The 25,339-nt window shown below is 71.1% G+C and carries 27 protein-coding genes; 8 read left to right on the top strand and 19 right to left on the bottom strand.

Annotated features, from left to right (window positions below):
• Positions 1–23: 23 nt before the first annotated feature.
• Positions 24–1,205, bottom strand: coding sequence for an acetoin utilization protein AcuC (locus FHG89_RS21310; RefSeq protein WP_139586178.1), 1,182 nt, complete (start codon positions 1,203–1,205; stop codon positions 24–26).
• Positions 1,206–1,243: 38 nt separating this feature from the next.
• Complete coding sequence (locus tag FHG89_RS21305; protein ID WP_139586177.1) at positions 1,244–2,104, bottom strand: sulfurtransferase; 861 nt, start codon at positions 2,102–2,104, stop codon at positions 1,244–1,246.
• Positions 2,105–2,204: 100 nt separating this feature from the next.
• Between FHG89_RS21305 and FHG89_RS21300 the strand changes: the two genes are divergently transcribed.
• On the top strand, positions 2,205–2,894 hold the full coding sequence (locus FHG89_RS21300) for an iron-dependent transcriptional repressor DtxR (RefSeq protein ID WP_139586176.1): 690 nt from the start codon (positions 2,205–2,207) through the stop codon (positions 2,892–2,894).
• 11 nt (positions 2,895–2,905) lie between these two features.
• Here FHG89_RS21300 and FHG89_RS21295 read toward each other — a convergent pair whose 3' ends face one another.
• The 3 genes from FHG89_RS21295 to FHG89_RS21285 all read right to left on the bottom strand — a co-directional run bounded on the left by FHG89_RS21295 (position 2,906) and on the right by FHG89_RS21285 (position 4,821).
• A complete protein-coding gene (locus FHG89_RS21295) occupies positions 2,906–3,454 on the bottom strand; it encodes a hypothetical protein (protein WP_139586175.1) in 549 nt (182 codons plus the stop codon).
• A gap of 99 nt (positions 3,455–3,553) precedes the next feature.
• Positions 3,554–3,808, bottom strand: coding sequence for a DUF5522 domain-containing protein (locus tag FHG89_RS21290; protein WP_139586174.1), 255 nt, complete (start codon positions 3,806–3,808; stop codon positions 3,554–3,556).
• 23 nt (positions 3,809–3,831) lie between these two features.
• On the bottom strand, positions 3,832–4,821 hold the full coding sequence (locus FHG89_RS21285) for an asparaginase (protein ID WP_139586173.1): 990 nt from the start codon (positions 4,819–4,821) through the stop codon (positions 3,832–3,834).
• A 123-nt stretch (positions 4,822–4,944) separates the two neighbouring features.
• Here FHG89_RS21285 and FHG89_RS21280 point away from each other — a divergent pair, with 123 nt between their 5' ends.
• Positions 4,945–5,886, top strand: a complete 942-nt coding sequence (locus FHG89_RS21280) for a MerR family transcriptional regulator (protein ID WP_139586172.1) — start codon at positions 4,945–4,947, stop codon at positions 5,884–5,886.
• A 35-nt stretch (positions 5,887–5,921) separates the two neighbouring features.
• Here the strand turns inward: FHG89_RS21280 and FHG89_RS21275 are convergent, their stop codons facing one another.
• On the bottom strand, positions 5,922–6,857 hold the full coding sequence (locus FHG89_RS21275; protein ID WP_139586171.1) for a DUF2332 domain-containing protein: 936 nt from the start codon (positions 6,855–6,857) through the stop codon (positions 5,922–5,924).
• Between the two features lie 197 nt (positions 6,858–7,054).
• Here FHG89_RS21275 and FHG89_RS21270 point away from each other — a divergent pair, with 197 nt between their 5' ends.
• Positions 7,055–7,462: a nitroreductase family deazaflavin-dependent oxidoreductase gene (locus FHG89_RS21270; RefSeq protein ID WP_139586170.1), complete on the top strand. Its 408-nt coding sequence runs from the start codon at positions 7,055–7,057 to the stop codon at positions 7,460–7,462.
• Between the two features lie 90 nt (positions 7,463–7,552).
• Here the strand turns inward: FHG89_RS21270 and FHG89_RS33060 are convergent, their stop codons facing one another.
• From FHG89_RS33060 to FHG89_RS21255, 4 genes are read right to left on the bottom strand one after another with little or no spacing between them, the layout of a single operon-like run.
• Complete coding sequence (locus tag FHG89_RS33060; protein WP_167517482.1) at positions 7,553–7,720, bottom strand: hypothetical protein; 168 nt, start codon at positions 7,718–7,720, stop codon at positions 7,553–7,555.
• The gene (locus tag FHG89_RS21265; RefSeq protein WP_139586169.1) at positions 7,717–7,935 is read right to left on the bottom strand and encodes a hypothetical protein; all 219 of its coding nucleotides are present in this window, start codon (positions 7,933–7,935) and stop codon (positions 7,717–7,719) included. Before FHG89_RS21265 ends, FHG89_RS33060 begins: the two co-directional genes overlap by 4 nt.
• Positions 7,932–8,111 (bottom strand): hypothetical protein, encoded by a 180-nt coding sequence (locus FHG89_RS21260; RefSeq protein ID WP_139586168.1) that lies wholly within the window; start codon positions 8,109–8,111, stop codon positions 7,932–7,934. The genes FHG89_RS21265 and FHG89_RS21260 overlap by 4 nt, the downstream gene beginning before the upstream one ends.
• The gene (locus FHG89_RS21255; RefSeq protein ID WP_139586167.1) at positions 8,108–8,296 is read right to left on the bottom strand and encodes a hypothetical protein; all 189 of its coding nucleotides are present in this window, start codon (positions 8,294–8,296) and stop codon (positions 8,108–8,110) included. Before FHG89_RS21255 ends, FHG89_RS21260 begins: the two co-directional genes overlap by 4 nt.
• Positions 8,297–8,427: 131 nt before the next feature.
• On the opposite strand from FHG89_RS21255, the gene FHG89_RS21250 reads away from it, so the two are divergent.
• Complete coding sequence (locus FHG89_RS21250) at positions 8,428–9,279, top strand: helix-turn-helix domain-containing protein (RefSeq protein ID WP_167517481.1); 852 nt, start codon at positions 8,428–8,430, stop codon at positions 9,277–9,279.
• Positions 9,280–9,289: 10 nt separating this feature from the next.
• Positions 9,290–9,475 (top strand): DUF397 domain-containing protein, encoded by a 186-nt coding sequence (locus FHG89_RS21245; RefSeq protein ID WP_139586165.1) that lies wholly within the window; start codon positions 9,290–9,292, stop codon positions 9,473–9,475.
• A 35-nt stretch (positions 9,476–9,510) separates the two neighbouring features.
• On the opposite strand, the gene FHG89_RS21240 is transcribed toward FHG89_RS21245, so the two are convergent.
• From FHG89_RS21240 to nrdR, 4 genes are all read right to left on the bottom strand, one after another.
• A complete protein-coding gene (locus FHG89_RS21240) occupies positions 9,511–10,104 on the bottom strand; it encodes a Cap15 family cyclic dinucleotide receptor domain-containing protein (RefSeq protein WP_139586164.1) in 594 nt (197 codons plus the stop codon).
• A 10-nt stretch (positions 10,105–10,114) separates the two neighbouring features.
• The gene (locus FHG89_RS21235) at positions 10,115–11,005 is read right to left on the bottom strand and encodes a nucleotidyltransferase domain-containing protein (RefSeq protein ID WP_139586163.1); all 891 of its coding nucleotides are present in this window, start codon (positions 11,003–11,005) and stop codon (positions 10,115–10,117) included.
• Positions 11,006–11,605: 600 nt separating this feature from the next.
• Positions 11,606–14,512 (bottom strand): vitamin B12-dependent ribonucleotide reductase, encoded by a 2,907-nt coding sequence (locus FHG89_RS21230; protein ID WP_139586162.1) that lies wholly within the window; start codon positions 14,510–14,512, stop codon positions 11,606–11,608.
• A gap of 33 nt (positions 14,513–14,545) precedes the next feature.
• On the bottom strand, positions 14,546–15,046 hold the full coding sequence (gene nrdR, locus FHG89_RS21225) for a transcriptional regulator NrdR (RefSeq protein ID WP_139586161.1): 501 nt from the start codon (positions 15,044–15,046) through the stop codon (positions 14,546–14,548).
• A 538-nt stretch (positions 15,047–15,584) separates the two neighbouring features.
• On the opposite strand from nrdR, the gene lexA reads away from it, so the two are divergent.
• The gene (lexA, locus tag FHG89_RS21220; protein ID WP_139586160.1) at positions 15,585–16,370 is read left to right on the top strand and encodes a transcriptional repressor LexA; all 786 of its coding nucleotides are present in this window, start codon (positions 15,585–15,587) and stop codon (positions 16,368–16,370) included.
• Between the two features lie 75 nt (positions 16,371–16,445).
• Here lexA and FHG89_RS21215 read toward each other — a convergent pair whose 3' ends face one another.
• Positions 16,446–18,137: a hypothetical protein gene (locus FHG89_RS21215; RefSeq protein WP_139586159.1), complete on the bottom strand. Its 1,692-nt coding sequence runs from the start codon at positions 18,135–18,137 to the stop codon at positions 16,446–16,448.
• Positions 18,138–18,187: 50 nt separating this feature from the next.
• Positions 18,188–19,642 carry a GTPase HflX gene (gene hflX / locus FHG89_RS21210; RefSeq protein WP_139586158.1) on the bottom strand — a complete coding sequence of 485 codons (1,455 nt, stop codon included), beginning with the start codon at positions 19,640–19,642 and terminating at the stop codon, positions 18,188–18,190.
• A gap of 136 nt (positions 19,643–19,778) precedes the next feature.
• Here hflX and FHG89_RS21205 point away from each other — a divergent pair, with 136 nt between their 5' ends.
• A complete protein-coding gene (locus FHG89_RS21205) occupies positions 19,779–21,293 on the top strand; it encodes an NAD-dependent malic enzyme (RefSeq protein WP_425280198.1) in 1,515 nt (504 codons plus the stop codon).
• A gap of 67 nt (positions 21,294–21,360) precedes the next feature.
• On the opposite strand, the gene dapF is transcribed toward FHG89_RS21205, so the two are convergent.
• The 3 genes from dapF to FHG89_RS21190 are packed head-to-tail and all read right to left on the bottom strand — an operon-like array spanning position 21,361 to position 23,898.
• Complete coding sequence (dapF, locus tag FHG89_RS21200; RefSeq protein WP_139586156.1) at positions 21,361–22,215, bottom strand: diaminopimelate epimerase; 855 nt, start codon at positions 22,213–22,215, stop codon at positions 21,361–21,363.
• A 7-nt stretch (positions 22,216–22,222) separates the two neighbouring features.
• The gene (gene miaA / locus FHG89_RS21195) at positions 22,223–23,146 is read right to left on the bottom strand and encodes a tRNA (adenosine(37)-N6)-dimethylallyltransferase MiaA (RefSeq protein ID WP_244295690.1); all 924 of its coding nucleotides are present in this window, start codon (positions 23,144–23,146) and stop codon (positions 22,223–22,225) included.
• The gene (locus FHG89_RS21190; RefSeq protein WP_139586154.1) at positions 23,131–23,898 is read right to left on the bottom strand and encodes a class III extradiol dioxygenase subunit B-like domain-containing protein; all 768 of its coding nucleotides are present in this window, start codon (positions 23,896–23,898) and stop codon (positions 23,131–23,133) included. The genes miaA and FHG89_RS21190 overlap by 16 nt, the downstream gene beginning before the upstream one ends.
• Before the next feature lie 151 nt (positions 23,899–24,049).
• Between FHG89_RS21190 and FHG89_RS21185 the strand changes: the two genes are divergently transcribed.
• Complete coding sequence (locus FHG89_RS21185; protein WP_139586153.1) at positions 24,050–25,258, top strand: DUF349 domain-containing protein; 1,209 nt, start codon at positions 24,050–24,052, stop codon at positions 25,256–25,258.
• The last annotated feature ends 81 nt before the right edge of the window (positions 25,259–25,339 follow it).

The raw sequence follows: 25,339 nt of genomic DNA, 5'->3' as shown, positions 1-25,339 counted from the left end.
GCGTGGTCCTCCCCCGGCCCGGCTCAGTCCCGCGGGTCGTGCGGGTCGAGCCCGAGCAGCGGGAAGACCGTCCTGCGGGTGGCCGCGATGGCCCGGTCCACGGCGTTCGGCTCGCCAGTCGGCTGCCACGGCTCGTACGACGGGTCGGCGTCGTCGGTCATCCGCAGCGGAATCTCCCGGCCCGGACGACGGGCGGCGGCCAACTCCCGCCACGCCGGCGGGGTGAGCGTCGCCGGGTCCACCGGGGCGCCGGTCGCCACGGCCAGCAGGTGGCTCCAGGCCCGGGGCACCACCTCGACCAGCGCGTACCCGCCGCCACCGGTGGCCACCCAGCGGCCGTCGCACAGCTCGTCGGCGAGCGCCCGCAACGCCAGGTAGGTGGCCCGCTGCCCGTCCACGGTGAGGTTGAGGTCGGCGAGCGGATCCAGTCGGTGCCCGTCCGCGCCGCACTGGGTGACCAGCACCTGCGGCCGGAACGCGCGCAGCACCGACGGCACGATCGCGTGGAACGCCCGCTGCCAGCCGGTGTCGTCGACGCCCGGCGGCAGCGGCATGTTCACGGCGGTGCCCTGCGCGCCCGGCCCGCCGGTCTCGTCGGGGAAGCCGGTGCCCGGGAACAGCGCCAGCGGGGTCTCGTGCAGGCTCACCGTGAGCACCCGGGGGTCGTCCCAGAAGACCTGCTGCACCCCGTCGCCGTGGTGCACGTCGACGTCCACGTACGCGATGCGCTCCGCGCCCAGGTCGAGCAGCCGGGCGATGGCCACGGCCGGGTCGTTGTAGACGCAGAAGCCGGACGCCCGGGCGGGCATCGCGTGGTGCAGGCCGCCGGCCACGTTCACCGCCCGGCGGGCGTCGCCACGCCAGACCGCCTCGGCGGCGGTCACCGTCGCCCCGGCGATCAGCGCGCTGGACTCGTGCATCCCGTCGAAGACCGGGTTGTCGGACGTGCCCAACCCGTACCCGGCGAAGAGCGGGTCGCGGGGGGCCGCGCGCACCGCGGCCAGGTAGGCCGGGTGGTGCACGCGGGTGAGCAGGGCATCGTCGGCGGGCTCCGGCTTGACCATGCGCACCCCCGGCCGATCCAGGATGCCCAGCTCGCGGGCGAGCGCGACGGTCAACTCCACCCGGACCGGGTCGAGCGGATGATCACCCATGTCGTAGGCGAGCAGCGACTCGTCCCACACCACCACCGTGTCGTCGGACATGAGCCCATCGTCGCACGAGGACCGTCCGCACACGCAGGTCAGCGACCGGGTGTCGGACCGGTGGCGACCGGCCGGGCCGGGTCGGCCACCCAGTTGCTCCACGATCCGACGTAGAGCGCCGCGTCCGGGAGGCCCGCCAGGTGCAGCGCCAGCACCGCCTGCGCGGCGGTCACCCCGGAGCCGCAGTACGCCCCGACGGAGCGTCCCTCGGTGACGCCGACGGCGGCGAACCGTTCCCGCAACAGGTCGGCCGCCGCGAAACGCCCGTCCGGGCCGACGTACTCGCCGGCGGGCAGATTCGCCGCCCCCGGCACGTGACCGGCGACCGGGTCGATCGGCTCGGTCTCACCGGCGTAGCGGGGCGCGGCCCGCACGTCGAGCAGAACGGCGTCCTCCGCGGCGGCCAGCCTTGCGGCCTGCGCCGCGTCGAGCACCGGCAGGTCACCGGGGCGCACCTCGACGTCACCGGGGGCCGGATCAGGCGCCGTGGTCGAGACGGGCCGGCCGGCGGCCACCCAGGCCGGGTAGCCGCCGTGCAGCAGGCGCACCGGCCGGTGCCCCGCCCAGCGCAGCGTCCACCAGGCCCGCGCGGCGGCCAGGCCGTCGCCGCCGTCGTACACGACGACGGAGTGACCGGCGCGGACCCCGGCGGCCCGCAGCGTGGCCTGCAACGCGGCCGGGTCGGGCAGCGGATGCCGGCCGCCGGCCCCGGGCGGGCCGCACAGCGCGGTGTCCAGGTCGACGAAGACCGCGCCGGGCAGGTGGCCGACGAGGTAGTCGTCGCGGCCGGGCGGCCCGGTGAGCCGCCAGCGGACGTCGAGCAGGGTGGGCGGATCGTCGCGGTCGAGCTCGTCGACGAGCCGATCGACCTCGACCAGCGGCTCCTGGGTACCGGACATGGCGACCATCCAACACCATTCGCGTCAACGGCACACGGCTCGGCGGCGGTCGTCGCCGACGAGCCGAGGTAGCATTCTGCATCGGAGGGCCGCTGACCTTATGAAGTCTCACGACCTGGTCGACACGACCGAAATGTACCTGCGCACCATCCTCGAGTTGGAAGAGGAGGGGGTGCCGCCGCTACGTGCCCGCATCGCCGAGCGGCTGCGGCAGAGCGGCCCCACCGTGAGCCAGACCGTCGCCCGGATGGAGCGCGACGGCCTGCTCACCGTCGAGGGTGACCGCCATCTCACGCTCACCGCGCTCGGTCGCGGCAGCGCCGTGTCGGTGATGCGCAAGCACCGCCTCGCCGAGTTGCTGCTGGTCAACGTCATCGGCATGCCCTACGAGGAGGCCCACGAGGAGGCCTGCCGCTGGGAGCACGTGATGAGCGACGCCGTGGAGAAGCGGGTGTACGACTTGCTCAACCGGCCGACCCGATCCCCCTACGGAAACCCCATCCCGGGGCTGGAGGAGCTGGGCTCGCCCGAGGCGGAGCCCACCGTGGCCGGCGACGGTGAGCGCAACCTGGCGTTCCCCGGCCTGTCCGGGCCGGTCGTGGTCCGCCGGATCTGCGAGAGCGTGCAGACCGACGCCGACGTGCTGCGCCAGTTGCACGCCGCCGGTGTCGACCCGGGCGCCACGGTGACCGTGGCCCAGGAACGCGACGGGGTGTCGATCGACCGCTCCGGCGACCGGGTCCGGCTGCCCCGCGAGGTCGCCTCCCGGGTCTTCGTCGCCGCCAACTGACCGAGCGGGCGTCACAGCGCCCGGGTGTCGACCTTCTTGGCCAGCGTGACCAGGGCACCGGTCAGCTTCTCGGCCGCCGCCCGCTCGCTGTCCTGGGCGCCCGTCCAGCTCAGCGAGGCCAGCCGTCCGTCGCTGGCCAACCAGCCCACCTCGGCCACCGGCCCGTGCCCGCCCGTCGCGGCGGTGGTCCGTCGGTACGCCTGCTGACCCAGCCCGGTGACCTTCGCGGCCTTGTCCGGCACCACGTCCGCGCCGAAGGTGACCTTGTCGATCGTGGTCTCGGTCACGCTCAGCGTCAACTCCGGCAACGTCGCCGCCCCGGAGCGGACCACGCAGGTGTGCGTGTCGTCGCGTTCGCTGGCCGCCGCCACGTCGAAGCGCACCTTGACCGCCTGCTCGATCAGCGTGAAGTCCAGCAGCCGGCAGGCGCCGCCCGAGGACGCCGCCGCCACGTCCACCGTGCTCGGCACGGGTGGCGGCACCGCCACCGGCTCGGCCTCGGCGGCGCAGCCGCTCACCAGCAGCCCGGCCAGCCCCGCGACCACGATCCGCCCGCGCACGACCCACCCTCTCGCCGACCGACGGGCACAGGGTGCCCGCCGCATCTCCGTCGGACACCGTACGGGGTGTCCGGGTCGGGCGGAAGCCCCCGCTGACGTCTATTCCGACGGTGGATCGTCCACGTACGGGCAGTGTCGGCAGCCGCGTCCACAGCACGCTCCGCGCCGGGCCAGGAACCCCGCGCTGAGCACGAACAACCCGCTCGCCGGGTCGAGGTAGCCGGCCTCCCCGGCGGCCAACGCGGCGGCGTGCGCGGCGAGGATCCGTTCCCGACCGGGGTGCGCCGGCGGCAGCCGCGACGGGTGCGGCTCGGTGAGCGGCCGGTCGGCCAGGGGTCGTCGCTCTCCGCTCACGGCAGCAGTCTAGGGACGGGCGCTCATCGGTGCCGGGCCAGCACCGCCGCCACCTCGTCGCGGCCAACTCCGCCGCCGATCAGCAGGCGCAGCAGCACGCGCGCCTTGTACGGGTCGAGCAACCCGCCGTTGAGCAGACCGCGCCGTTGCAGGTCGGTCTCCGAACCGACCGCCCCGTACGTGTGCCGCAGCACCGACCCGGCGCCGGAGCGGGAGGTGAGCACGACCGGCATCCGTTCGGCGAGTCCGTCGAGCACCGGCACCAGCGTGGCGGGCACGTGCCCGACCCCGAAACCGGCCACCACGAGGCCGTGGTGGCTGTCGGCCAGACCGTCCAGCAGCAGCCCGTCGTCGTCCATCGTCACCACGTACAGGGCCACCCGGGTCGCGTCGACCCGGTCCGGGTCCACTGTCGGCAGCGGCTCGTGCCGTACCGGCCGGGTCAGCATCCGTACCTCCCCCTCGATCACCTGCCCGAGTGGGCCGGCGTTGGGCGAGGCGAAGGTGGCGGTGCTGGTGCTGTGCGTCTTTCGGAGCCAGCGGGCGGCGTGCACCTCGTCGTTGACCGCGACCAGCACGCCCAGGTCCCGCGCTGTCGGCGCGGCGGCCACCCGCAGTGCCGCGAGCAGGTTCGCCGGCCCGTCCGCGCCGGCCAGTGTGGGGTTGCGCATCGCGCCGGTGAAGACCAGCGGTGCGGCGTGCGGCCAGATCAGGTCGGCCAGGAACGCCGTCTCCTCCAGCGTGTCGGTGCCCTGGGTGACCACCACGCCGGTCGCTCCACCGGTCACCGCCGCCGAGGCCTCGTCCACGACGGCGAGCATCTGCCGGCCGGTGAGGTGGGCGCTGGGCACCGCGTGGGTGTCCCGCACGTCGACGGGTACGCCCAACTCGGCGAGGCCGGGTACGGCCGCGGTGAGGTCCGCGCCGGTGAGCCGGGTGACCACACCCGGGCGGCCGGCGTCGACGCCGCCCATCGCGATCGTGCCGCCGAGGGTGATCAGGGCGATGGACACCGGGGACGCCTCCGTTCCGCCGCCCGACAACCGGTCGGCCGGACGACCGTACCCGCCGCGTTCGTTGCACCCGGAATGTCCGGGGGTTGTGTCTCCAGCGGGGGGAGACAGCAGGGTGGGGGCATGAGCGGCGAGGAGCGTTACACGATCGGCGAGCTGGCCCGGCGTACCGGCCTGAGCGTGAAGACCCTCCGCTACTACGCCGATCAGGGCATCGTGCCGCCGACCGACCGGAGCCCGGCCGGTTACCGCCGCTTCGGCCCGGACGCGGTAGCCCGGCTGGAGCTGGTTCGCACGCTCCGCGATCTCGGCGTGGACCTCGCCAGCATCCGTCGGGTGGTGGACCGCGAGGTGTCGCTGCAGGAGGTGACCGCCACGCACGCCGAGGCGCTGACGGTGCAGATCCGGGTGCTCCGGCAGCGCCAGGCGGTGCTCGCCACGGTCAGCCGGCGCGGCGCCGGGCCGGAGGAGCTGGACCTGCTGCATCGGCTGGCCCGGCTCTCCGGCCAGGAACGCCGCCGGCTGGTCGCGGACTTCCTCGACGCCGTCTTCGACGGCCTCGCCGCCACCCCCGCGTACCCAGGGGTCATGCGGTCGCTGACCCCGGAGCTGCCCGACGAGCCCGAGACCGAACAGGTGCGGGCCTGGTTGGAGCTGGCCGAACTGGCCCAGGACCCGGACTTCCGGGCCAGCATGCGGCGTCTGGTGCGCGGGTACGCCGCCGATCACGACGTCCCGGGGCCACCCCGCCCGGACGCTGTCGCGGTGGTCCGCGACGGCGTGGCCTCCGCCCTGGCAGCCGGTGTCGATCCGACCGGGCCCGAAGCCGATCCGGTGGTGGCGGCGGTCACCGGCCGGTACGCGCACCTCACCGGCCGCCCCGACGACGCCTACCTGCGCCAGCGGCTGCTGGCTCGGCTGGACGCCGCGTACGACAGCCGCCGGGACCGGTACCTCGACCTGTTGTCCGTGATCAACGGCTGGTCGGCAGGCGGTGGTGTGGCACCGGCGGTGGACTGGTTCAGTCGTGCGCTGCGCGCCCGGATGCCCTCGCCGGCCCGCTGAATCGGATCGGCGCGGCCGGGGGTCGACGGGCGACGTCAGGCGAACCACATGATCGCCTGACCGTGGCCTCGGGTCCAGGCCAATGGCCTGCCGTCCAGGGCGAGGACGTTGTGCAGCGCCGCGTCCGGGAGGTCGGGCAACCCGTCGTGGGGCAGCACCTCCGGGGCCTCGTTGGCGATCCAGTGCCCGGGCAGGTCACGAACCAGCCGGACGAACGCCTCCCGGCGCGCGAGCGGCACCTGGTAGAGCACGGAGGTGTGGAACACCACGAGCGTCGCGCCGGCCGGCGCCCGCGCGGCCAGCGCCGGCAGGTCGTCCACCAGGTCGCCGCGGACCAGCAGCGGCGGGTCGGCTGCGGCGACGGCCGCCGCCGCGCGCAGCCGAGTCCGTCGGTGCGCGTGTTCCGGCCAGATCAGAGCGTCCAACCAGGACACGTCGCCGGGGTCGGTCACGTCGAGCGGGTTGAGGTCGAGGCCGGCCCGCCACACCACCTGGGGTACGCGTGCCGGCGGCTCGAACCCGCTCGCCGCGCACTCCAGGACCGGCTCGCCGGAGCCGACCCGGTGCTCGCCGTACCGGTACGCGTACCGGTCGGGGTAGAGGCAGAGCCCGGCGGACGCGCCGACCTCCACCAGCGCGAGGGGCTGCGGCAGCGTGGCGAGTACGGGCAGCAGGACCGCGCACCGGCCGGCCTCGTTCGTCTGGGTGGCACGGGTCCGGATCTCCGCCTCGATGGCCGACCAGTTCGCCACCGTGAAGTCGTGGAACGCGGCCGGGCCCTCGACCGGGCCGCCGAGCCAGCGGACGACGCCGAACAGCAGGTTCGGCTGCCGCTTGGCCGGCGGGAGCCCGTCGAGCAGGGCGATCAGGTCGTCGTCGCGGGCGACGGCCTGCGCCAGTCGCTCATACGTGGGCGACACCCCGCGCGCCTCACGGCTGCCGAACTCGGCGTACGCCTCAGCGGTCGTCATGCCCACATCGTCGCAGCCCTCCGCCGGCGACAACGGCCCCGTCTTCGGTCAGTTTTCGGGGCTACTGAACCGCTGGGCCAACCCAACGCTCCACATTGTCGCCGCCGGGCTCGTTGGTGCATGGTCGTAGTGCCAGGCACCGGCCGAACTGTCAGAATCGTGATCAGGGGGCAGGTGCGCGCAAGCGAAAGGACATCATGAGCGACTGGAACGAGAAGATCATCGCTGAGTTTCGCGCCAACGGCGGGCAGGTGGGCGGCCAGTTCGCCGGCGCGCCGCTGCTGCTGTTGCACACACTCGGCGCCAAGACTGGCCAGCCTCGCGTGAACCCGATGATGTACCAGGAGGTGGAGGGCGGCTACGCCGTGTTCGCCTCCTACGCCGGTGCGCCCACCAATCCCGACTGGTACCACAACCTGCTCGCCAATCCGCGGGCTCAGGCGGAGATCGGTACGGACAAGGTCGATCTGGTCGCCCGGGTCGCCACCGGCGACGAGCGGGAACGGATCTGGAGCGCGCAGAAGGCCGCGTACCCGGGCTTCGCCGAGTACGAGCGCAAAACCACCCGGCAGATCCCCGTCATCGTGCTGGAACGTACGCCCTAGGCAGAGCCAGCCCTGCACACTCTCCGCGAGTCGGGGAGTACCAGGGCCACCCGCGGACCGACTCGGCTGTTCGCGCAGCCCTGAGCCGGTCTACTCGCGCGGCTTCCGGCGATTCGCGATCTCCTCCAGGTGCTGGCGCTGGTGTTGGCGCACCATCTCGTCCCAGACCTCCTGGTCGTAGTCGGGGTCGGGCGGGATCCACTTGTGCGAGTTGTCGCTGTAGTGGAACCGCTCGTCTCCCCGCCGGAGCAGACTCACCGGACCCAGCCCAGGAACCGTTGGTGCAGCAACCCGGCGGGCACCCAGATCAGGTCTTCGGCAGCCCAGACCAGGTAGGACCCCATGTAGAGGCTCAACGACACCGGCGCGCCGTCGAACTCGGCGCGCAGCTCCGTGCGCCGGGTCCGGCAGGGCCAGGGCGCGTCGCAGCCGCCGCACGTCCACACCGGCAGGACCGGGCCGTGGGTGGTCACGGCAGACCATCCAGGAAACGCCGGGTGGCGGCTCGCGCGTGCCAACGGGCCGCCCATTCCGCCTGATAGCAGGGGTACGGGGACAGCCGTGCCCACCACCAACGGCAGCCAGCGCACAGGCCGTCGACGCCGGGCAGGTGCACGGACAGAATTCGTCCGACCGGATCCTCGGTCACTCCTGCTCCTCCCCTGGCCAGTGGCCGCGCCGGATCGGGATGCGGTGCCGGGCTCGGCACGGCAGGTCGGCCCCACAGCGACAGATCCACCGCCACCGCCGCCACGACCAGACCGGCCGGTGCCGCCGCGCCAGAGTCAGCGCCACCGCCAGCAGGTAGTCGTCGTACGGCACCCGACCCGGCATCGGACCTCCCGCCGATCCAACGCGGCTTGCTTGCACGCCCATTTTGCGTGCGCATTTTTAGATAGTCAACGATGACCAGCCAGAAGGCGTGGGCGTGTTCGGTGGTACTGCGCCGGGGAGCTAGCGGCACAATGACCGCCATGGAGAGTCCGACTTTCGTTCGCTTCCAGCTCGGCGCACAGCTCCGTCGGGTCCGCGAAGAGGCCAGCGTCACGGCAGAGCAGGCAGCCGACGTCATCGAGGTCTCGGCGAGCACGCTTCGACGCATCGAGGCCGGGCGTGTTGGTATCAAGGCACCGGCGCTCAACGCCCTACTCGACCGGTACGGCGTCGCCGATGCCGAGCTACGCGACACGCTCCTGTCGATGGCGAAGACCGGCAAACAGCGCGGCTGGTGGGCCAAGTACGGTGACCTGCCGTCGTCGTACCGCCAGTACATCGGCTTGGAGTCCGCAGCCGAGGAGGTGCAGAACTTCGAGACATTGGTGGTACCAGGGTTGCTCCAGACCGCCGACTACGCGCGAGCGATGACCAGCGAGGACGCTTTCGAGCCCTCGCCAGAGGCGGTGGAGCGACGGGTCGCGGTCCGGATGCAGCGCCAAGAGCTGATCGCCTCCGGCAAGCTACGACTCGTCGCGGTGCTCGACGAGGCAGTCCTTCACCGTCAGATCGGCGGGGCGGCCATCATGGCCGATCAACTCACCGCGCTACTCGATGCCACCAGGCGTTGGAACGTCACCCTCCAGGTGATCCCGTTCCGCGAAGGTGCGTACGCCTCGATGCTGACCAGCTTCCACATCCTGAACTTCGCGGACGGACCTGGTGTGGTCTACATCGAGGGCCTCACGGGCGACCTCTACGCGGAAGGCGAAGACGTGAGGCGTTGTACGGTGGTCTTCAACAGTCTGCGCGCCGCGGCCATGTCACCCTCTGACTCGGCTGCCATGATCGAGGAGATCCGGGGCGCGAGGCGCGAGGCGTAGGAGACGTGCGGTGGACTCGCAGTGGCGCAAGAGCACCCGTAGTGGCAGCAACGGTGCCTGCGTCGAGGCCAGGCTCGTTGGCCAAACCGTCGAGATCCGCGACAGCAAGCATCCCGCAGGTCCAAACCTTGGTTTCTCCGCTGAGGGCTGGTCGCTCTTCCTTGCATGCCTCAAAGCCACCGAGCCAATCGAGTAGTGGGCGTACGCCTGCGCGGGCGTTTATGGCGGGGGTCACGGACTGGTACGAGTCAGTGTCAAGGTGCCCTGCCGGCCTCGGAAGTTGTAGTACCGGCCGACCAACGCGCTCGTCTCAAGGTCGAGGACAAGTTCGGCAGTGCCGTCGTGGTCGTTCATATCCGACTCGGCCACCCCTGGCCGCGTCTGGTTGCGGTAGGTGTACGTCAGGCGCGCGCGTCGGTGGCCGTCGGAGGACAACCCGGCGGCCACCGAGTACGACGAGGACGACATTGGCTCAAGCACGTCGAAGCGGATCGCGATCCTGGTCCACGTTTGGTCAATGCAGACGCGTACCGGCATCGTCGTCATCCGGTATGAAGAGACTAAGGTGCCCTCGTAGACGCCCTCAACCGCCGGGACTTGGATTAAGCCGAGGCGGTGCAGCCATGACCACCGCCAGCCGACTGTGTCCAGTACTCGATAGAGCAATCCAAACGCCGCAGCGACCGTCGGCGGGCTGAACAGCCACGCCGGGCCGATGCTGAGGGCCTGGAACGCCGCGTTCAATCCGATCGCCATCAGCACTGCGCACACGGCGATCATGCCTAGGGCGGATGTACGACTATCGCTGCTGCTGTAGACATGCACAACGGAATCCTTACAACAAGTCCCACAGCCGGTCGATGACCTGGACTGCGTTAAACCGATCATGCCCGCCAGGGTCGTCGACGAAAAGATAATGAATCTCATCGCAGGATTTGAATGTAAGCAGGTCGCTCACTGTCTTCGCCCGCAGCCATGCAAGCACATTGACCAGCCGCTGACTGTCGTCGGGGATGAACAGCGAGTTCGGCACGTTGTACGTCATACACTCTAAGAGGTATCCAGGCGCCGCGCTCTTCGCGACCAATCCCAGGTCGACCGCCTTGCGTCGAAGCCGCTTGATCTGCCGCACCGTCGGCTTGTAGCGCTCACCAACCACATAGTCCTGGTTCTTGCTCTGCCCGTTCTTCAAGTGCTCCCTGGGGTAGTTTACGATCCGAGGGCCTTCCAAAGGCAGGATCGAGATGCCCTCAAGTACCGACGGCGACCCGTAGCTCGGGAACGACGTGTAGCGGCGCACCTGGTTGCACGGCACCACGTCCGCATCGACGTAGCCGTCGCGCCTGTCCACCCGCAGGCATTTATTCTTCGGGTGCACCCGGTCGCTGCCGAAGTGGGCGACGAGCGCCTGCTCGACCCGCTTACGCAGGTCGTGCGGGCCTTCTGACGACGGGATGCCGGAACGCTGCTCGCGCGCCGCCTCGGCAGCGGTCAACTGAGTCGTGACCGGAAAGTACGTCGACGTGGACATAACCACCACGTCGACATCGGAGTCACCCCGCGTATTCGTGTGGTTCGCGTACGAGCCCTGCAGAAAAACATCCGTACTGTTCCGCAGGACAGAATCGGTGTCGATCGCACGCTTCACCGCGTCGTACGTGCGCTTAGCCGCGCCCTGCGCGCCCTGCTGCGTCCACTGCTGCCGCTCAGCATACGTAGTTGACATCAATCACCCCTTGACAATCCGCGTGCGATCCATGTGGTCGCTGTCGATCCAGTCGGATCTCCTGCGCGCTCGAATGACAACCTTGAACCTGCGAAGGCCTTGTTCGCTGAGCAACGACACGCCAAGATCCGGTACAACTAACCACATCGAAACCCCGAAAAGATCTTGAGGATCAACGCTCGAATCAATTCATACCAGCTGCACGATGACAATGCCATAAGCAATCGGTGGCAAAGTAGCCCGTCGTTTCACGCTATTGATGAACAACTAGACCTCGAGGTTGCTCACCAGTTCTCCGCGTGCTCCCCGCCTGCTCGGAGCGAGCACACCAGCCCACAGCTCGACCCGCAGTGCCTTCGCAACACATTGGGACCCATTGTTGATCGCGTTTCAGACCTGTACAACACTACTGCGACAGCACCCTCACTCGACCTTCCTTCCGTGTTGCGACGAGGCCAGGATTGCAACGGTGTCACCGCCGGCAACGAATGCCTCCCACCCAATTAGGGGTGGGAGGCATTCGTTGAGTTGCCGAGTCAGGATTTTATCAACACGGCCCGAGCGTTAAAGAGATGCAGGAGACACGATGGCTTCCTATTTTCAGCTGCAGCCGCTGGTGGAGCCGCAGCCCTCGCAGACGTAGCAGCTACCGGCCGGGCGCATCTTCGTACCGCAGGTGAAGCAGAGCGGCGCGTCGGCGGCCTTGCCGATCACGGCCTCCAGCAGTTCGGTGCTGGAACCCACGCTCGGGGCCGGCTTGGCGGCGGCCACGTCGGCCATCTCCTGCGCCGGCTGCGCGACGGCCTCCGGCTTGGCCGGGGCCTCCACCGGCGCGGAGGACGCCATCGCGGTGAGCTCGGCACCGGTGACGGCGGCGCCCTCCGCGTCGGCCTCGGCCCGCAGCTGGGCGGCCCGCTCGCTGGCGGTGAAGATGCCCAGCTCGGCGCGGCGCTCGTAGGGCAGGAAGTCCAGTGCCAGGCGACGGAAGATGTAGTCCATCACCGAGGCCGCCATGCGCACGTCGGGGTCGTCGGTCATGCCGGCCGGCTCGAAGCGCATGTTCGTGAACTTGCTGACGAACGTCTCCAGCGGCACGCCGTACTGCAGGCCGATGCTGATGGCCACCGAGAAGGCGTCCATCACGCCGGCCAGGGTCGAGCCCTGCTTCGACATCTTGAGGAAGACCTCGCCGAGGCCGTCGTCCGGGTAGGACGACGCGGTGAGGTAACCCTCGGCGCCGCCGACGGAGAAGCTGACCGTCTCGGACGGGCGCTTCTTCGGCAGGCGCTTGCGCACCGGCCGGTACTCGATGACCTTCTCCACCGCGGCCGGCGCGGCGGCCGCGGTCTCCACGGCGGCCGGCTCGGTGGCCTTGTTGGACTTCGCCACCGAGAGCGGCTGGCCGACCTTGCAGTTGTCCCGGTAGATCGCCAGGGCCTTGAGGCCGAGCTTCCAGCCCTCGAAGTAGATCTTCTCGACGTCCTCGACGGTGGCCGCCTCCGGCATGTTGACCGTCTTGGAGATGGCGCCGGACACGAACGGCTGGATCGCCGCCATCATCCGCACATGGCCCATCGGAGCGATCGACCGCTCACCCATCGCGCAGTCGAACACCGCGTAGTGCTCCGGCTTGAGGCCGGGGGCGTCCACCACGTGACCGTGGTCGGCGATGTGCTCGACGATCGCCTCGACCTGCTCCTCGGGGTAGCCGAGGCTGCGCAGGGCGCGCGGCACCGTCTGGTTGACGATCTGCATCGAGCCGCCGCCGACCAGCTTCTTGAACTTGACAAGCGCCAGGTCCGGCTCCACGCCGGTCGTGTCGCAGTCCATCATGAAGCCGATGGTGCCGGTCGGCGCGAGGACGCTCGCCTGCGCGTTGCGCCAGCCGTTCCGGTCGCCGATCTTGTTGCCCTGGGTCCACTGCTTCGTCGCCTCGCGGACGATCGCGGTGGCCACCGGGCTGGTCGGCTTGATCTCGTCGTTCGCGGCGGCATGCTTGCGCATGACCCGCTTGTGCGGCTCGGCGTTGCGGGCGTAGCCGTCGTACGGGCCGACGACGCCGGCCAGCTCGGCGGAGCGGCGGTAGGCGGTGCCGGTCATCAGCGAGGTGATCGCCGCGGCGACCGAGCGGCCCTGCTCCGAGTCGTACGGCAGGCCGGTGGCCATCAGCAGGGCGCCCAGGTTGGCGTACCCGATGCCGAGCTGCCGGTAAGCCCGCGACGTCTCACCGATCTTCTCGGTCGGGAAGTCGGCGAAGCAGATCGAGATGTCCATCGCGGTGATGACGAACTCGACGGACTTGACGAACTTCTCCACCTCGAAGCCACCGTCGGCGCGGAGGAACTTCATCAGGTTGAGTGAGGCCAGGTTGCACGAGGAGTTGTCCAGGTGCAGGTACTCCGAGCACGGGTTCGACGCGGTGATCCGCCCGGTCTCCGGGCAGGTGTGCCAGTCGTTGATCGTGTCGTCGTACTGCAGGCCCGGGTCGGCGCACTCCCAGGCGGCCTGCGAGATGGAGCGGAACAGGTTCTTGGCGTCGACGGTCTCGATCACCGAGCCGTCGAGCCGACCGCGCAGGTCGAAGCCCTTGCCGTTCTCCACCGCCGACATGAACTCGTCGGAGACCCGGACCGAGTTGTTGGCGTTCTGGTACTGCACGCTGACGATGTCGGAGCCGCCCAGGTCCATGTCGAACCCGGCGTCGCGCAGCGCCCGGATCTTGTCCTCCTCGCGCGCCTTCGTGACCACGAACTCCTGGATGTCCGGGTGGTCCACGTCGAGGATGACCATCTTGGCCGCCCGGCGGGTCGCGCCGCCGGACTTGATGGTGCCGGCCGAGGCGTCCGCGCCGCGCATGAAGCTGACCGGGCCGGAGGCGGTGCCACCGGAGGAGAGCAGCTCGCGGGACGACCGGATCCGGGACAGGTTGACGCCGGAGCCGGAGCCGCCCTTGAAGATCAGCCCCTCCTCCTTGTACCAGTCGAGGATCGAGTCCATCGAGTCGTCCACGGCCAGGATGAAGCAGGCGCTGACCTGCTGCGGCGACGGCGTGCCGACGTTGAACCAGACCGGCGAGTTGAAGCTGAACACCTGGTGCAGCAGCATCCAGGTCAGCTCGTGCGCGAAGACCTCGGCGTCGGCCGGGCTCGCGAAGTAGCCGTACTCCTCACCGGCGGTGCGGTAGGTGCCGACCACCCGGTCGATCAGCTGCTTGAGCGACCACTCCCGCTCCGGGGTCCCCACCGCGCCCCGGAAGTACTTGGTGGTCACGATGTTCGCGGCGTTGACGCTCCACGACTCCGGGAACTCCACCCCACGCTGCTCGAAGTTGATCGAGCCGTCCCGCCAGTTCGTCATCACGACGTCCCGGCGCTCCCAGGAGACCTCGTCGTACGGGTGGACCCCCTCCGTCGTCCACACCCGCTCGATCTTCAGCCCCGCGCCTGCCTTGTTCCGTGAACGGCTCGTTGTCACGCCGTCGCCCCCCTCGTCTGCGCGGTGCCCCACCGCGCGTCCTGATCTCTCGAAAACTGTGAAGACTCAGCTGGTACGGCCGGCGGCCTCGACCGCATCGGCCCGGCCCTGCTCCCGGGCGCGCGCCGCGTCCCGCAACGTCTCGATCTCGCGCTCGAAGTCGGCGAGCGAGTCGAAGGAGCGGTACACGCTGGCGAACCGCAGGTAGGCGATCTCGTCCAGGTCACGTAGTGGGCCCAGGATCGCCAGGCCCACCTCGTGGCTGGGGATCTCGGCGGCCCCCTTGGCCCGGACGGTCTCCTCCACCCGCTGCGCGAGCAGCGCGAGTGAGTCGTCGTCCACCGGCCGGCCCTGGCACGCCTTGCGCACCCCGCCGATGATCTTCGTACGGCTGAACGGCTCGGTCACCCCGCTGCGCTTGACCACAGCGAGGACCGCCTCCTCGACGGTCGTGAACCGCTTGCCGCACTCCGGGCAGGACCGTCGCCGTCGGATGAGCTGGCCGTCGTCGGCCTCCCGCGAGTCGACCACCCGGGAGTCAGCGTGCCGGCAGTACGGACACCGCATCGCGCCCCTCCTAATCATGATCAACCACGTCGTACCGGACGCCCGGGCACGACCCACCACGGCGGTGCCATGCGCTCATGGCGCCCGCCGTGATCAACGTTACGGGAGTGCGGTCGGTAGTCGGACCCAACCTGTAGGCAACTTACGCCCGTGTCACTACTACATCTAGGGGTTGACCGTATGTCGCTCGGCAACCCGGGTCAAGTTGACCGGCGTGTCCGGCGCGTCACGGACCATCCGGTCATCCGAGACCATCCCTCCGCCGCAAACACCCAACGCCGGCACCCGGCCCGGGTTACCGGCCGGCCGGATCGAACCGACCCGGAAAACGGCCGACGATCGAACACGTGTACCAGCCGACGTACCATCTATCAGAACATCCGTACGACCGGAGCGGTTTTTCACCCCGACACGCCGGCGAGAGGTCGTACAGATGTTTGAAAATGACCGATCTCACCTATACGGTCAGGAACAACGTGGCACCACCACACGCACCACGAGCCGACGAGGCACCCAGCGCCGACCAGGGAGGACGGACGTGACCGAGGACCGGGCCAGCCGGCCGAAGACGCCGCAGCACATCACCGAGGCGGGCCCCCCGGCCACCCGACGCCGCAGCGCCGCGCGCAGCCGGACGGGTCAGCCCGCCGTGCGCCCGGTAACCCCGGTGGTCAGCGCCTTCCCCGACCCGGCGACGGTCGACCTGACCGCCCGCCAGCGCCGCATCCTGGAGTTCATCCGCACCTGGGTGGAGCGGCACGGCTACCCGCCGAGCGTGCGCGAGATCGGCGAGGCGGTCGGCCTGGTGTCGCCGTCCAGCGTCGCCTACCAGCTCAAGGAGCTGGAGAAGAAGGGCTTCCTGCGCCGCGACCCCAACCGGCCGCGCGCGGTGGACGTCCGCGCCCCCAGCGAGGCCATCGACGACGAGCTGACCCGCGCGCAGCGGCCGACCCCGGCGTACGTGCCGATGCTCGGCCGGATCGCCGCCGGTGGGCCGATCCTCGCCGAGCAGGCCGTGGAGGACATCTTCCCGCTCCCCCGCGAGCTGGTGGGCGAGGGCGAGGTCTTCATGCTCCAGGTCAAGGGTGACTCGATGCTCGACGCGGCTATCTGCGACGGCGACTGGGTGGTCGTCCGCCAGCAGCCGACCGCCGACTCCGGTGAGATCGTGGCCGCGATGCTCGACGGCGAGGCGACCGTCAAGACCTACCGACACCGCGACGGGCACGTCTGGCTGATGCCACAGAACCCGGCCTTCGACCCGATCCCCGGTGACGACGCCACCATCATGGGCCGGGTCGTGGCGGTGCTGCGCCGGATCTGAGAGCGGGCAACGGGTGGGTGCCCACAGCGCTCACCCGCGCCCGCCTGCCGGCCGGCCCGCGAGCTAGTAGGGGTCTTAGTAGCGGTCGCCCCGGTGGCCGCGCCCCGGCTGCTGCCCGTACGGGTCGACCGGCGCGTCCTCGTCACGCCGCCGGCCGGGTCGCTGACCCCGGTAGTCGGGCTCCGGCCCACCACGCCGGGGCGGCTCCGCCCGACCCCCGCCGGGCTGACCAGCACCGCCGTACACACCACCGCTGGGCCGACCACCGCCGGCGGCCGGGGGACGACCCCCGCCACCGCCCGCGGGTCGGCCGCCGCCGCCACCTGGCGGCCGTCCGCCGCCGCCAGCCGGGGGACGCGCGCCGCCGTAGACGCCGCCACCACCGGCACCGCCCGGCCGGGCACCGCCGTAGCCTCCGTCGGCGGGCGCTGGACGGCCACCGCCGTACACCGCTCCGGACGCCGGGGCGGGACCGCCACGGCCCGTACCGCCGCGACCCGCGCCACCGCCGGCACCGTAGACCGCGCCCCCCGCAGCCGCGCCGCCACCGTAGACGCCGGCCGGACGTTCCCCGCCCGACTCGGTACGCCCACCACGAGGGCCACCGAAGGGCTCGCCGTCGGGATCCGACCGATCGGACGGCTCGGCCGGCGGCCGACGGCGCGCCCGGACGATGCCGATGATGCCGGCACCGACCAGCAGCAGACCCAGCACACCGACCGCGCCGACCAGGTAGGTGATGTCGTCGAAGCTCAGGCCGGCGGTCCACGACTTGTCGGCGGCCGGTTTGGCGCCCCCCTCGGCGGCCAGCGGCACCGCCGTCGAGCTGGACGGGGCGTAGCTGAGGATGTCGATCGGGTCCTCCGCGCCCAACTGGCCGCCGTCGGAGACCGTGAGGAAGCTCCTGCCGTCCGGGGAGTAGCTGATGGCCTCGCCGAACGGGTCCGTCAGCGGCGTCACCCGAGGCTTCCCGGTGGTGAGCGCGGTGACGATGTCCCCACCGGTCACGTCGAACTCGAAGGCGTCCGCGTAGGTGCGCAGGACCACCCGGTTGCCGTCCGGGGACCGGGCCGCGCCGGTGATCGCGACCCGCCCGAACGTGTTGAGCGGGTTGTCCGTCTGCGTCTTGGGCAGCGTGATGTCGCCGACCTTGCGCATCGGCACCGGGTCGGTGTCACCGGTCTTGAGCGCCGCCGACGGGGTGAAGATCTCGGCCTTGCCGCTTGTCACCTTGGTGATGATCAGGGGCTTGTTGTCGTTGCCGATGAGCAGCGCCTCGGCGTCGTGCGGCTTGCCCTCCGGGTACGAGAGTCGGTGCAGCACCGGCTGCTTTCCGCCGCTGACCGGCATCGACCAGAGCGCGACCCTCTTGCGGCGTTCCTTCGAGGAGACGTTGTCGCCGATGTCGCCGATCCAGAGCGTCGCGCCGTTCGGGGAGAGCGCCAGGTCCTCGGTGTCGAACGGGCCCTGCCCCGAGTACCGCACCGGCTCCTTCGAGATCTTGCACTTGGTGTCGAGGAAGAAGACGCGCTTGCGCGCCTCGTTCTCGGTGCCGTCGTTGATCACGATGAAGCCGCTCTTGGTGGCCACCAGGCCGGACAGCTCGCGCAACCGCTCGTCGGCGATCGTGCACTGCTTCTTACCGGGCTTGACGGCGGGCGGCTCGGACGCTCCAGGGGCGGGAGCCGCCGCGGCGACTCCGGCGAGCGCCACGGTTGCCCCGAACAGGCCGAGGGCAACCGTGACCGAGGAAACAACGCGGCGCATTCGGCCAGTGTCGCATGCCGTGCGTTTCCGGTGGATGACGCCGTGGCCGCTCAGGCGCGGCTGCCGGCCGCCTGGCCCTGCCGTTCCACGTCGAACTGGGCCAACTCGGCGGCGAGCTCGGCGCTGACCCGAACGTGCAGCAGAGTGCCCTCCGGCAGGTGCGCGGTGCTGAGCACCTCGCCCGTGCGGTGCACCCGGGACACCAGGTCACCCCGCTCGTACGGCAGGACCGCCCGGACCTCGACGGCCGGCTGCGGCAGCCGGTCCTCGATGGCCGCGCGCAGGCCCTCGACGCCCTGGCCGGAGTGCGCCGAAACGAAGATCGCGTCCGGCCAGAGCCGCTTGAGTCGCAGCAGCGTGTCCTCGTCGGCGGCGTCGGTCTTGTTGACCACCAGCAACTCGGGCAGCCGGTCCGCGCCCACCTCGGCGAGCACCTCGTGCACCGCCCGGACCTGCTCCTCCGGATCTGGGTGGGTGCCGTCGACGACGTGCACCACCAGATCCGCCTCCGCGACCTCCTCAAGCGTCGAGCGGAACGCCTCGACGATCTGGTGCGGAAGGTGCCGGACGAAGCCGACCGTGTCGGAGAGGGTGTAGAGCCGCCCGTCCGAGGCGGTGGCCTTGCGGGTGGTCGGGTCCAATGTCGCGAAGAGCGCGTTCTCCACCAGCACGCCCGCGCCGGTCAGCCGGTTGAGCAGGCTGGACTTGCCGGCGTTGGTGTAGCCGGCGATGGCCACGGCGGGCACGGAGTTGCGGGTGCGGCGGGCACGCTTGGTGACGCGTACCGTGCGCATGCTCTTGATCTCGCGGCGCAGCCGGGAGATGCGGTGGCGGATCCGCCGCCGGTCGGTCTCCAGCTTGGTCTCACCGGGACCACGCACACCCACACCGCCGCCGGCGCCGCCGCCCCGGCCGGAACCACCGGTCTGCCGGGAGAGCGTCTCACCCCAACCGCGAAGCCGGGGCAGCAGGTATTCGAGTTGGGCCAACTCGACCTGCGCCTTACCTTCCTTGCTCTTGGCGTGCTGGGCGAAGATGTCGAGGATCAGCGCCGTGCGGTCGACAACCTTGACCTTGGTGCGCTGCTCCAGGTTGCGCAGCTGCGACGGGGACAACTCGCCGTCGCAGATGACCGTGTCGGCGCCGGTGGAGAGCACCACCGCGCCGAGGTCGTCGACCTTGCCACGGCCGATGTAGGTGGCCGGGTCGGGGCGCGTACGGCGCTGGATGAGCCCTTCGAGCACCTGCGAACCGGCGGTCTCGGCGAGGGCGGCCAGCTCGGTCAGGGAATTCTCCGCGTCGGTCACCGAACCCTCGGTCCAGACGCCCACCAGGACGACCCGCTCCAGCCGCAGCTGGCGGTATTCCACCTCGGTGACGTCGGTGAGCTCGGTCGACAGGCCTGGTACGCGTCGCAGGGACTGCCGCTCCGACAGCTCCATCTCGCCCGTGGTGACGTCGTCGAGCTCGTCCTCGACGGGGACAAAGCTCTCCTGGTCTCGCAAGCGGTTCTCCTGTCCGTTTTGATAAGTAGAACGTAATCCTGACATGACACAACGCCGAACGCACCTGCTATATGCCCATGGTGAAGGTCGCCAAAAGTGGGGGCGAATGCTGGTCGGCCGCGACAACCCGGTAGAAATGCGGGCGGCGGCCGAACGGCCGCACAGCCGTGACGGAGGGATCCCCGTGGCCATCACCCGACTGCCGAGCGCCGGATTTTCGATCACCATCCGGATCGCCGTGACCGCGGACGCCTCCTCGATCGGCCGGCTCACCACCTCCGTCGGCGAGGCCGGGGCGATCGTCACGGCGCTGGACGTGGTGGACTCGGACCCGACCCACGTGATCGTCGACCTGACCTGCGACACCGCCGACGCCGGTCACGCCGATCAGGTGGTCGACGCGCTGACCGCGCTGGACGGCGTGGACGTGCGCAAGGTGTCGGACCGGACGTTCCTGCTGCACCTGGGCGGCAAGATCGAGGTGACCTCGAAGGTCGCGCTGCGCAACCGTGACGAGCTGTCCCGGGCATACACCCCGGGCGTGGCCCGGGTCTGCATGGCCATCGCCGAGAACCCGGCGGACGCCCGGCGGCTCACCATCAAGCGCAACACCGTCGCCGTGGTCAGCGACGGCTCGGCGGTCCTCGGTCTGGGCAACCTCGGCCCGGCCGCGTCGCTGCCGGTGATGGAGGGCAAGGCGGCGCTGTTCAAGCGCTTCGGCGGGGTGGACGCCTGGCCGGTGGTGCTGGACACCCAGGACACCGACGAGATCGTGCAGATCGTCAAGGCGATCGCGCCGGCGTACGGCGGGATCAACCTGGAGGACATCGCCGCGCCGCGCTGCTTCGAGATCGAGGCCCGGCTGCGCGAGGCGCTGGACATCCCGGTCTTCCACGACGACCAGCACGGCACCGCGATCTGCGTGCTGGCCGCGCTGACCAACGCGCTGCGCGTCGTGGGCAAGCAACTCGCGGACGTCCGGGTGGTCGTCTCCGGAGCCGGCGCGGCCGGGACCGCGATCATGAAGCTGCTGCTGCGCCAGGGCGTCGGCGACATCATCGCGTACGACCGGGAGGGCGCCCTGCACCGCGGGCTGACCGGGCTCAACCCGGCCTGGCAGTGGCTGGCGGAGAACACCAACAAGGAGAACTACTCCGGCGACCTGCCCGGCGCCATCCGGGGTGCCGACGTGTTCATCGGGGTCAGCGCGCCGAACCTGCTCACCGGCGACGACATCGCCCAGATGGCGAAGGACTCGATCGTCTTCGCGCTGGCCAATCCGGACCCGGAGGTCGACCCGCGCGAGGCGCGCAAGCACGCCGCAGTGGTCGCCACCGGCCGCTCCGACCAGCCGAACCAGATCAACAACGTGCTCGCGTTCCCCGGGGTGTTCCGGGGCATGCTTGACGCGCACGCCGAGGAGTTCACCGAGGAGATGGCCATCGCGGCCGCCCGGGCCATCGCCGACGTGGTCGGCGAGGAGAAGATCAACCCGACGGTGATCGTGCCGAGCGTCTTCGACTCCCGGGTCGCCCCGGCGGTCGCCGCCGCGGTCCGCGCCGCCGCCCACAACCCCAGCCCGCTGCCAGCGGCCGACCCCGGCCCGGCCGACCTCCCCGAGGTCGCCGCCAACGCCAGCGCCACCCCGTAAGTCCCTATTTCTGTTGATCAAGAGGTTTGGGTCAGGATCCGCGCGGATCCTGACCCAAACCTCTTGATCAACTCGGGTGTGTCGCCAGCGCGGCGAGGTCGACCTCGCCCGTTGCCACCAGGACGGCGGGGCCGGACAGCCAGCAGGAGTTCTCGGTGACCGTCACCGTCAGGCGGCCTCCGGGGACGTCCACGGCGACCACGCCGGTGTCCCGACCGGCGTCGCGCAGGGCCACGGCGCCCACCGCGCAGGCGCCCGTGCCGCAGGACAGGGTCTCCGCGCTGCCGCGCTCGTACACGCGCATGAGGCTGTGCCCGTCGGTGCCGTCGACCGGGTCGCCGGCCACGATGAACTCCACGTTCACGCCCGCCGGGAAGACCTCCGGGTCGAACCCGGGCGCGGTCGTCAGATCCAGCGCGGACAGCTCCACGCCCGTCGGCAGGACACAGACCAGGTGCGGGTTGCCGACGTCCACCGCCGTACCGGCCAGGGTCAGTCCGCCGAGGGTGGCGGCGGAGCTGTCGTACACCCGGGGTCGGCGCATCTCGACGGAGACCGCGCCGCCCTCGACGAGCGCGCGCACGACGCCGGCCCGGGTGGCCACCGGCAGCGCCGCGCCGGCGGGCGTGGCCAGGCCGGTGTCGAGCAGGTACCGGACGAAGACCCGGGCGCCGTTGCCGCACATCTCGGCGAACGAGCCGTCGGCGTTCCAGTAGTCCATGAACCACTCGGCCTCGCCGGCCAGCCCGGCGCCGTCGGGATGCTTGGCCGCCCGGACCACCCGCAGCACCCCGTCCGCGCCGATGCCCCGCCGCCTGTCGCAGAGCGCCGCGACCAGCTCCGGAGTCAGGTCGAGCTGACCGTCCGGGTCGGGAAGGAGGACGAAGTCGTTGCCGGTGCCGTGGCCCTTGGTGAACTCCACACCCCCATCATCGCGCAGCGGCGGGCACCAGACGCAGGGCGGCCTCGAACAGGTCCGGTGCCGCCGAGTCCAGCCAGCGGATCCGGGGGTCACGCCGGAACCAGGACCGCTGCCGGCGGACGAACCGCCGCGTCGCCCGGACCGTCTCGTCGCGCGCCTGCGCCTCGGTCAGCTCACCCGCGAGCTGCCGCAACACCTGCTGGTAGCCCAGCGCCCGACTCGCCGTCCGCCCCTCGGCCAGCCCCCGACCCAGCAGCTCACGGGTCTCCGCCACCAGGCCGTCGGCCCACATCCGGTCCACCCGCGCCGCGATCCGCTCGTCCAGCAGGCCGGTGTCCAGGTCGACGCCGAGCTGCACCGACTGGTAGTACGGCGTCGGCTGCGGCAGCGAGGCCGTGAACGGCGCGCCGGTCAGCTCGATCACCTCCAGCGCCCGCACGATCCGTCGACCATTGCCCGGCAGGATGCCCTCGGCGGCGGCCGGGTCGGCGGCGCGCAGCCGCGCGTACAGCGGCGCCGGGCCGACCTCGGCCAGCTCCCGCTCCAGTCGCTCCCGCAGCGCCGGGTCGGTGCCGGGAAACTCGAAACGCTCAAGCACCGCCCGCACGTACAACCCCGACCCGCCGACCAGCAGCGGCACCCGCCCCCGGGACAGGATGTCGTCCACCGCCGCCCGGGCCAGCCGCTGGTACTCCGCGACGCTCGCCGGCTCGCTGACCTCCCAGATGTCCAGCAGGTGGTGCGGCACCCCGTCCCGCTCGGCCGGCGTCAGCTTGGCGGTGCCGATGTCCAGGCCCCGGTAGAGCTGCATCGAGTCGGCGTTGACCACCTCACCGTCCAGCGCGTGCGCCAACGCGATGCTCAACGCCGACTTGCCCGCCGCCGTCGGCCCGACGATCGCGACGACCGTGCCGCTCACATCCGCTCCCAGGACGCCACGAAGTACGCGACGCCGTAGGGCGCCGAGTCGTGCAGCAGCTCCGCGCGCCACCCGCCACCACCTGAGCGGGCCGCGCCGGCGAGCACCTGCCAGGACGCCCGGCCGGCGGCCTTCAACTCCGCCGACACCACCGGGTCAAGGTCGAGCAGCACGTCCAGGTCCGCCCCGCCCAGGGCCGCGGCAACCCGCTTGTCGTACGCCTCGGCGCGCGGATCGTCGTACCCCGGGGACTTCTGCCCCCGGCACGCCGACCCGTCGCCGAGCACCAGCAGCGCCACCCGCACAGCCGAGCCGGCGATTGACCCGGCGAGGGCCTCCACCTCGGCTACGCCGGCGTCGGCCGCCACCTGCACGGCGGCCACCTGCGCGCGCAGGCCCTGGCGGGCGAGCAGCCACGCGCCGACGGTCAGGCTCAGGGGCAGCACGGCGCCCCGGTCGGACTGGCCGGGCACCAGGGGTACGTCCAAGGCCACACCCCAGGGCTGGAACGAACCGGTGGCCGGGGCGAAGATCGGGCCGGTCGTCGGGCCGGCGCCGAGCAGGACCACCGCGTCCGGGTCGACGGCGAACAACCGACCGACGGCGGTGTCGCACGCCGCCCGCAGATCGTCCAGCTCGGGTGCGGCGGCGCCGGCAACCTCGGGCACGAGCAGGGGCGGATGCGGGCAGACGGCGGCGGCGACCAGTGGCACCCGCCCACCGTAGCGGGAATCCCCGGTGCGTCTCCGCGCCGATCCGGTCATTCGGTCCCTAGGACACCGTATGGTCACGGTCGGCGATAGGCGCTCGACGCGGACCGGGTTGGACCTGTGACAATGCCGGAAGCAAGTTGACTGCGCCGTGGCGGCGACGGGGGACTCGTTCCTTCGACGCCGGGAGATCGAGGATGGGCACATGAGCGACTGGACTGCCTTCGGACGGGTGGACGCGGACGGGACCGTGTACGTCAAGACCGCCGAGGGCGAGCGGGTGGTCGGATCCTGGCAGGCGGGAGCGCCGGAGGAGGGGCTGGCGCACTTCGCCCGCCGCTTCGCCGACCTGGTGACCGAGGTGGATCTGACCGAAGCGCGGCTCAACTCGGGCGCGGCGGACGCCGGGCACTCGCTGAGCACGATCCGGCGGATCCGCGCCACGCTCCCCGAGGCGCACGTGGTGGGCGACATCGACGCGCTGGCCGCGCGGCTGGACAAGCTGGCCACCCTCGCCGAGGAGAAGGCCGGCGAGGCCCGGGCCGCCCGCGACGCCGCCCGCGTCGAAGCCCTGGCGCGCAAGACCGCGCTGGTCGAGGAGGCCGAGAAGCTCGCCGCCGAGTCCACCGGCTGGAAGACCGCCGGCGACCGGCTCAAGGAGATCCTCGACGAGTGGAAGACCATCCGCGGGGTCGACAAGAAGGCCGACGGTGAGCTGTGGAAGCGGTTCGCCGCCGCCCGGGACGGCTTCACCCGCCGCCGGGGCGCCCACTTCGCCTCCCTCGACGCGCAGCGCAAGCAGGCGCAGACCGTCAAGGAGGAGCTGGTCGCCGAAGCGGAGAAGCTCAAGGACTCCACCGAGTGGGCGGCCACCGCCAACCAGCTCAAGGAGCTGATGACGCAGTGGAAGGCCGCTCCGCGCGCCTCCAAGGAGGCCGAACAGAAGCTCTGGGAACGGTTCCGCGGCGCACAGGACGCCTTCTTCAGCCGGCGCAGTGAGGTCTTCTCCGCCCGCGACAACGAGCAGCGCGGCAACCTGGAGCGCAAGCAGGCCCTGCTGGCCGAGGCGGAAGCCCTCGACATCGACGCCGACCCGAAGGGCGCCCAGGCCAAGCTGCGGGAGATCCAGGCCCAGTGGCACGAGGCCGGCCGGGTGCCCCGCGAGGCCGCCGCCGGGCTGGAGCGCCGACTGCGCGTCATCGACGACAAGGTCCGCGACGTGATGGACTCGGCGTGGCGCCGCACCACCAAGGAAGACAACCCGCTGCTCGCCCAGATGCGGGCACAGGTGGCAGAGGCCGAAGACCGGCTCGTCCGGGCGCAGAGCGCCGGCGACGCCCGCCGGATCAAGGAGGCCGAGCAGGCGCTCGCCGCCAAGCGGCAGTTCCTCCAACTCGCCGAGCAGGCCGGCTGAGCTGACGCGTTACCGGGAGCCCCCGGTCCCCTGACGGGACCGGGGGCTCCCGCACGTCCGCGCCCCGCGCCCCGCGCCCAA

This window comes from Micromonospora orduensis (assembly GCF_006228125.1).
In the GTDB taxonomy this organism is placed as follows: domain Bacteria; phylum Actinomycetota; class Actinomycetes; order Mycobacteriales; family Micromonosporaceae; genus Micromonospora; species Micromonospora orduensis.
Note: the sequence above shows the minus strand (reverse complement) of the source record. Positions and strands in the feature narration are given on the sequence as shown.

What these genes read in the sequence shown, in the direction of transcription:
- FHG89_RS21310 (WP_139586178.1), bottom strand. Translation starts at nt 1,205, where the DNA reads ATGTCCGACGACACGGTGGTGGTGTGGGACGAGTCGCTGCTCGCCTAC.
- FHG89_RS21305 (WP_139586177.1), bottom strand. Translation starts at nt 2,104, where the DNA reads ATGTCCGGTACCCAGGAGCCGCTGGTCGAGGTCGATCGGCTCGTCGAC.
- FHG89_RS21300 (WP_139586176.1), top strand. Translation starts at nt 2,205, where the DNA reads ATGAAGTCTCACGACCTGGTCGACACGACCGAAATGTACCTGCGCACC.
- FHG89_RS21280 (WP_139586172.1), top strand. Translation starts at nt 4,945, where the DNA reads ATGAGCGGCGAGGAGCGTTACACGATCGGCGAGCTGGCCCGGCGTACC.
- FHG89_RS21275 (WP_139586171.1), bottom strand. Translation starts at nt 6,857, where the DNA reads ATGACGACCGCTGAGGCGTACGCCGAGTTCGGCAGCCGTGAGGCGCGC.
- FHG89_RS21270 (WP_139586170.1), top strand. Translation starts at nt 7,055, where the DNA reads ATGAGCGACTGGAACGAGAAGATCATCGCTGAGTTTCGCGCCAACGGC.
- FHG89_RS21255 (WP_139586167.1), bottom strand. Translation starts at nt 8,296, where the DNA reads ATGCCGGGTCGGGTGCCGTACGACGACTACCTGCTGGCGGTGGCGCTG.
- FHG89_RS21250 (WP_167517481.1), top strand. Translation starts at nt 8,428, where the DNA reads ATGACCGCCATGGAGAGTCCGACTTTCGTTCGCTTCCAGCTCGGCGCA.
- FHG89_RS21235 (WP_139586163.1), bottom strand. Translation starts at nt 11,005, where the DNA reads ATGTCAACTACGTATGCTGAGCGGCAGCAGTGGACGCAGCAGGGCGCG.
- nrdR (WP_139586161.1), bottom strand. Translation starts at nt 15,046, where the DNA reads ATGCGGTGTCCGTACTGCCGGCACGCTGACTCCCGGGTGGTCGACTCG.
- FHG89_RS21215 (WP_139586159.1), bottom strand. Translation starts at nt 18,137, where the DNA reads ATGCGCCGCGTTGTTTCCTCGGTCACGGTTGCCCTCGGCCTGTTCGGG.
- FHG89_RS21205 (WP_425280198.1), top strand. Translation starts at nt 19,779, where the DNA reads ATGCGGGCGGCGGCCGAACGGCCGCACAGCCGTGACGGAGGGATCCCC.
- FHG89_RS21190 (WP_139586154.1), bottom strand. Translation starts at nt 23,898, where the DNA reads ATGACCGGATCGGCGCGGAGACGCACCGGGGATTCCCGCTACGGTGGG.
- FHG89_RS21185 (WP_139586153.1), top strand. Translation starts at nt 24,050, where the DNA reads ATGAGCGACTGGACTGCCTTCGGACGGGTGGACGCGGACGGGACCGTG.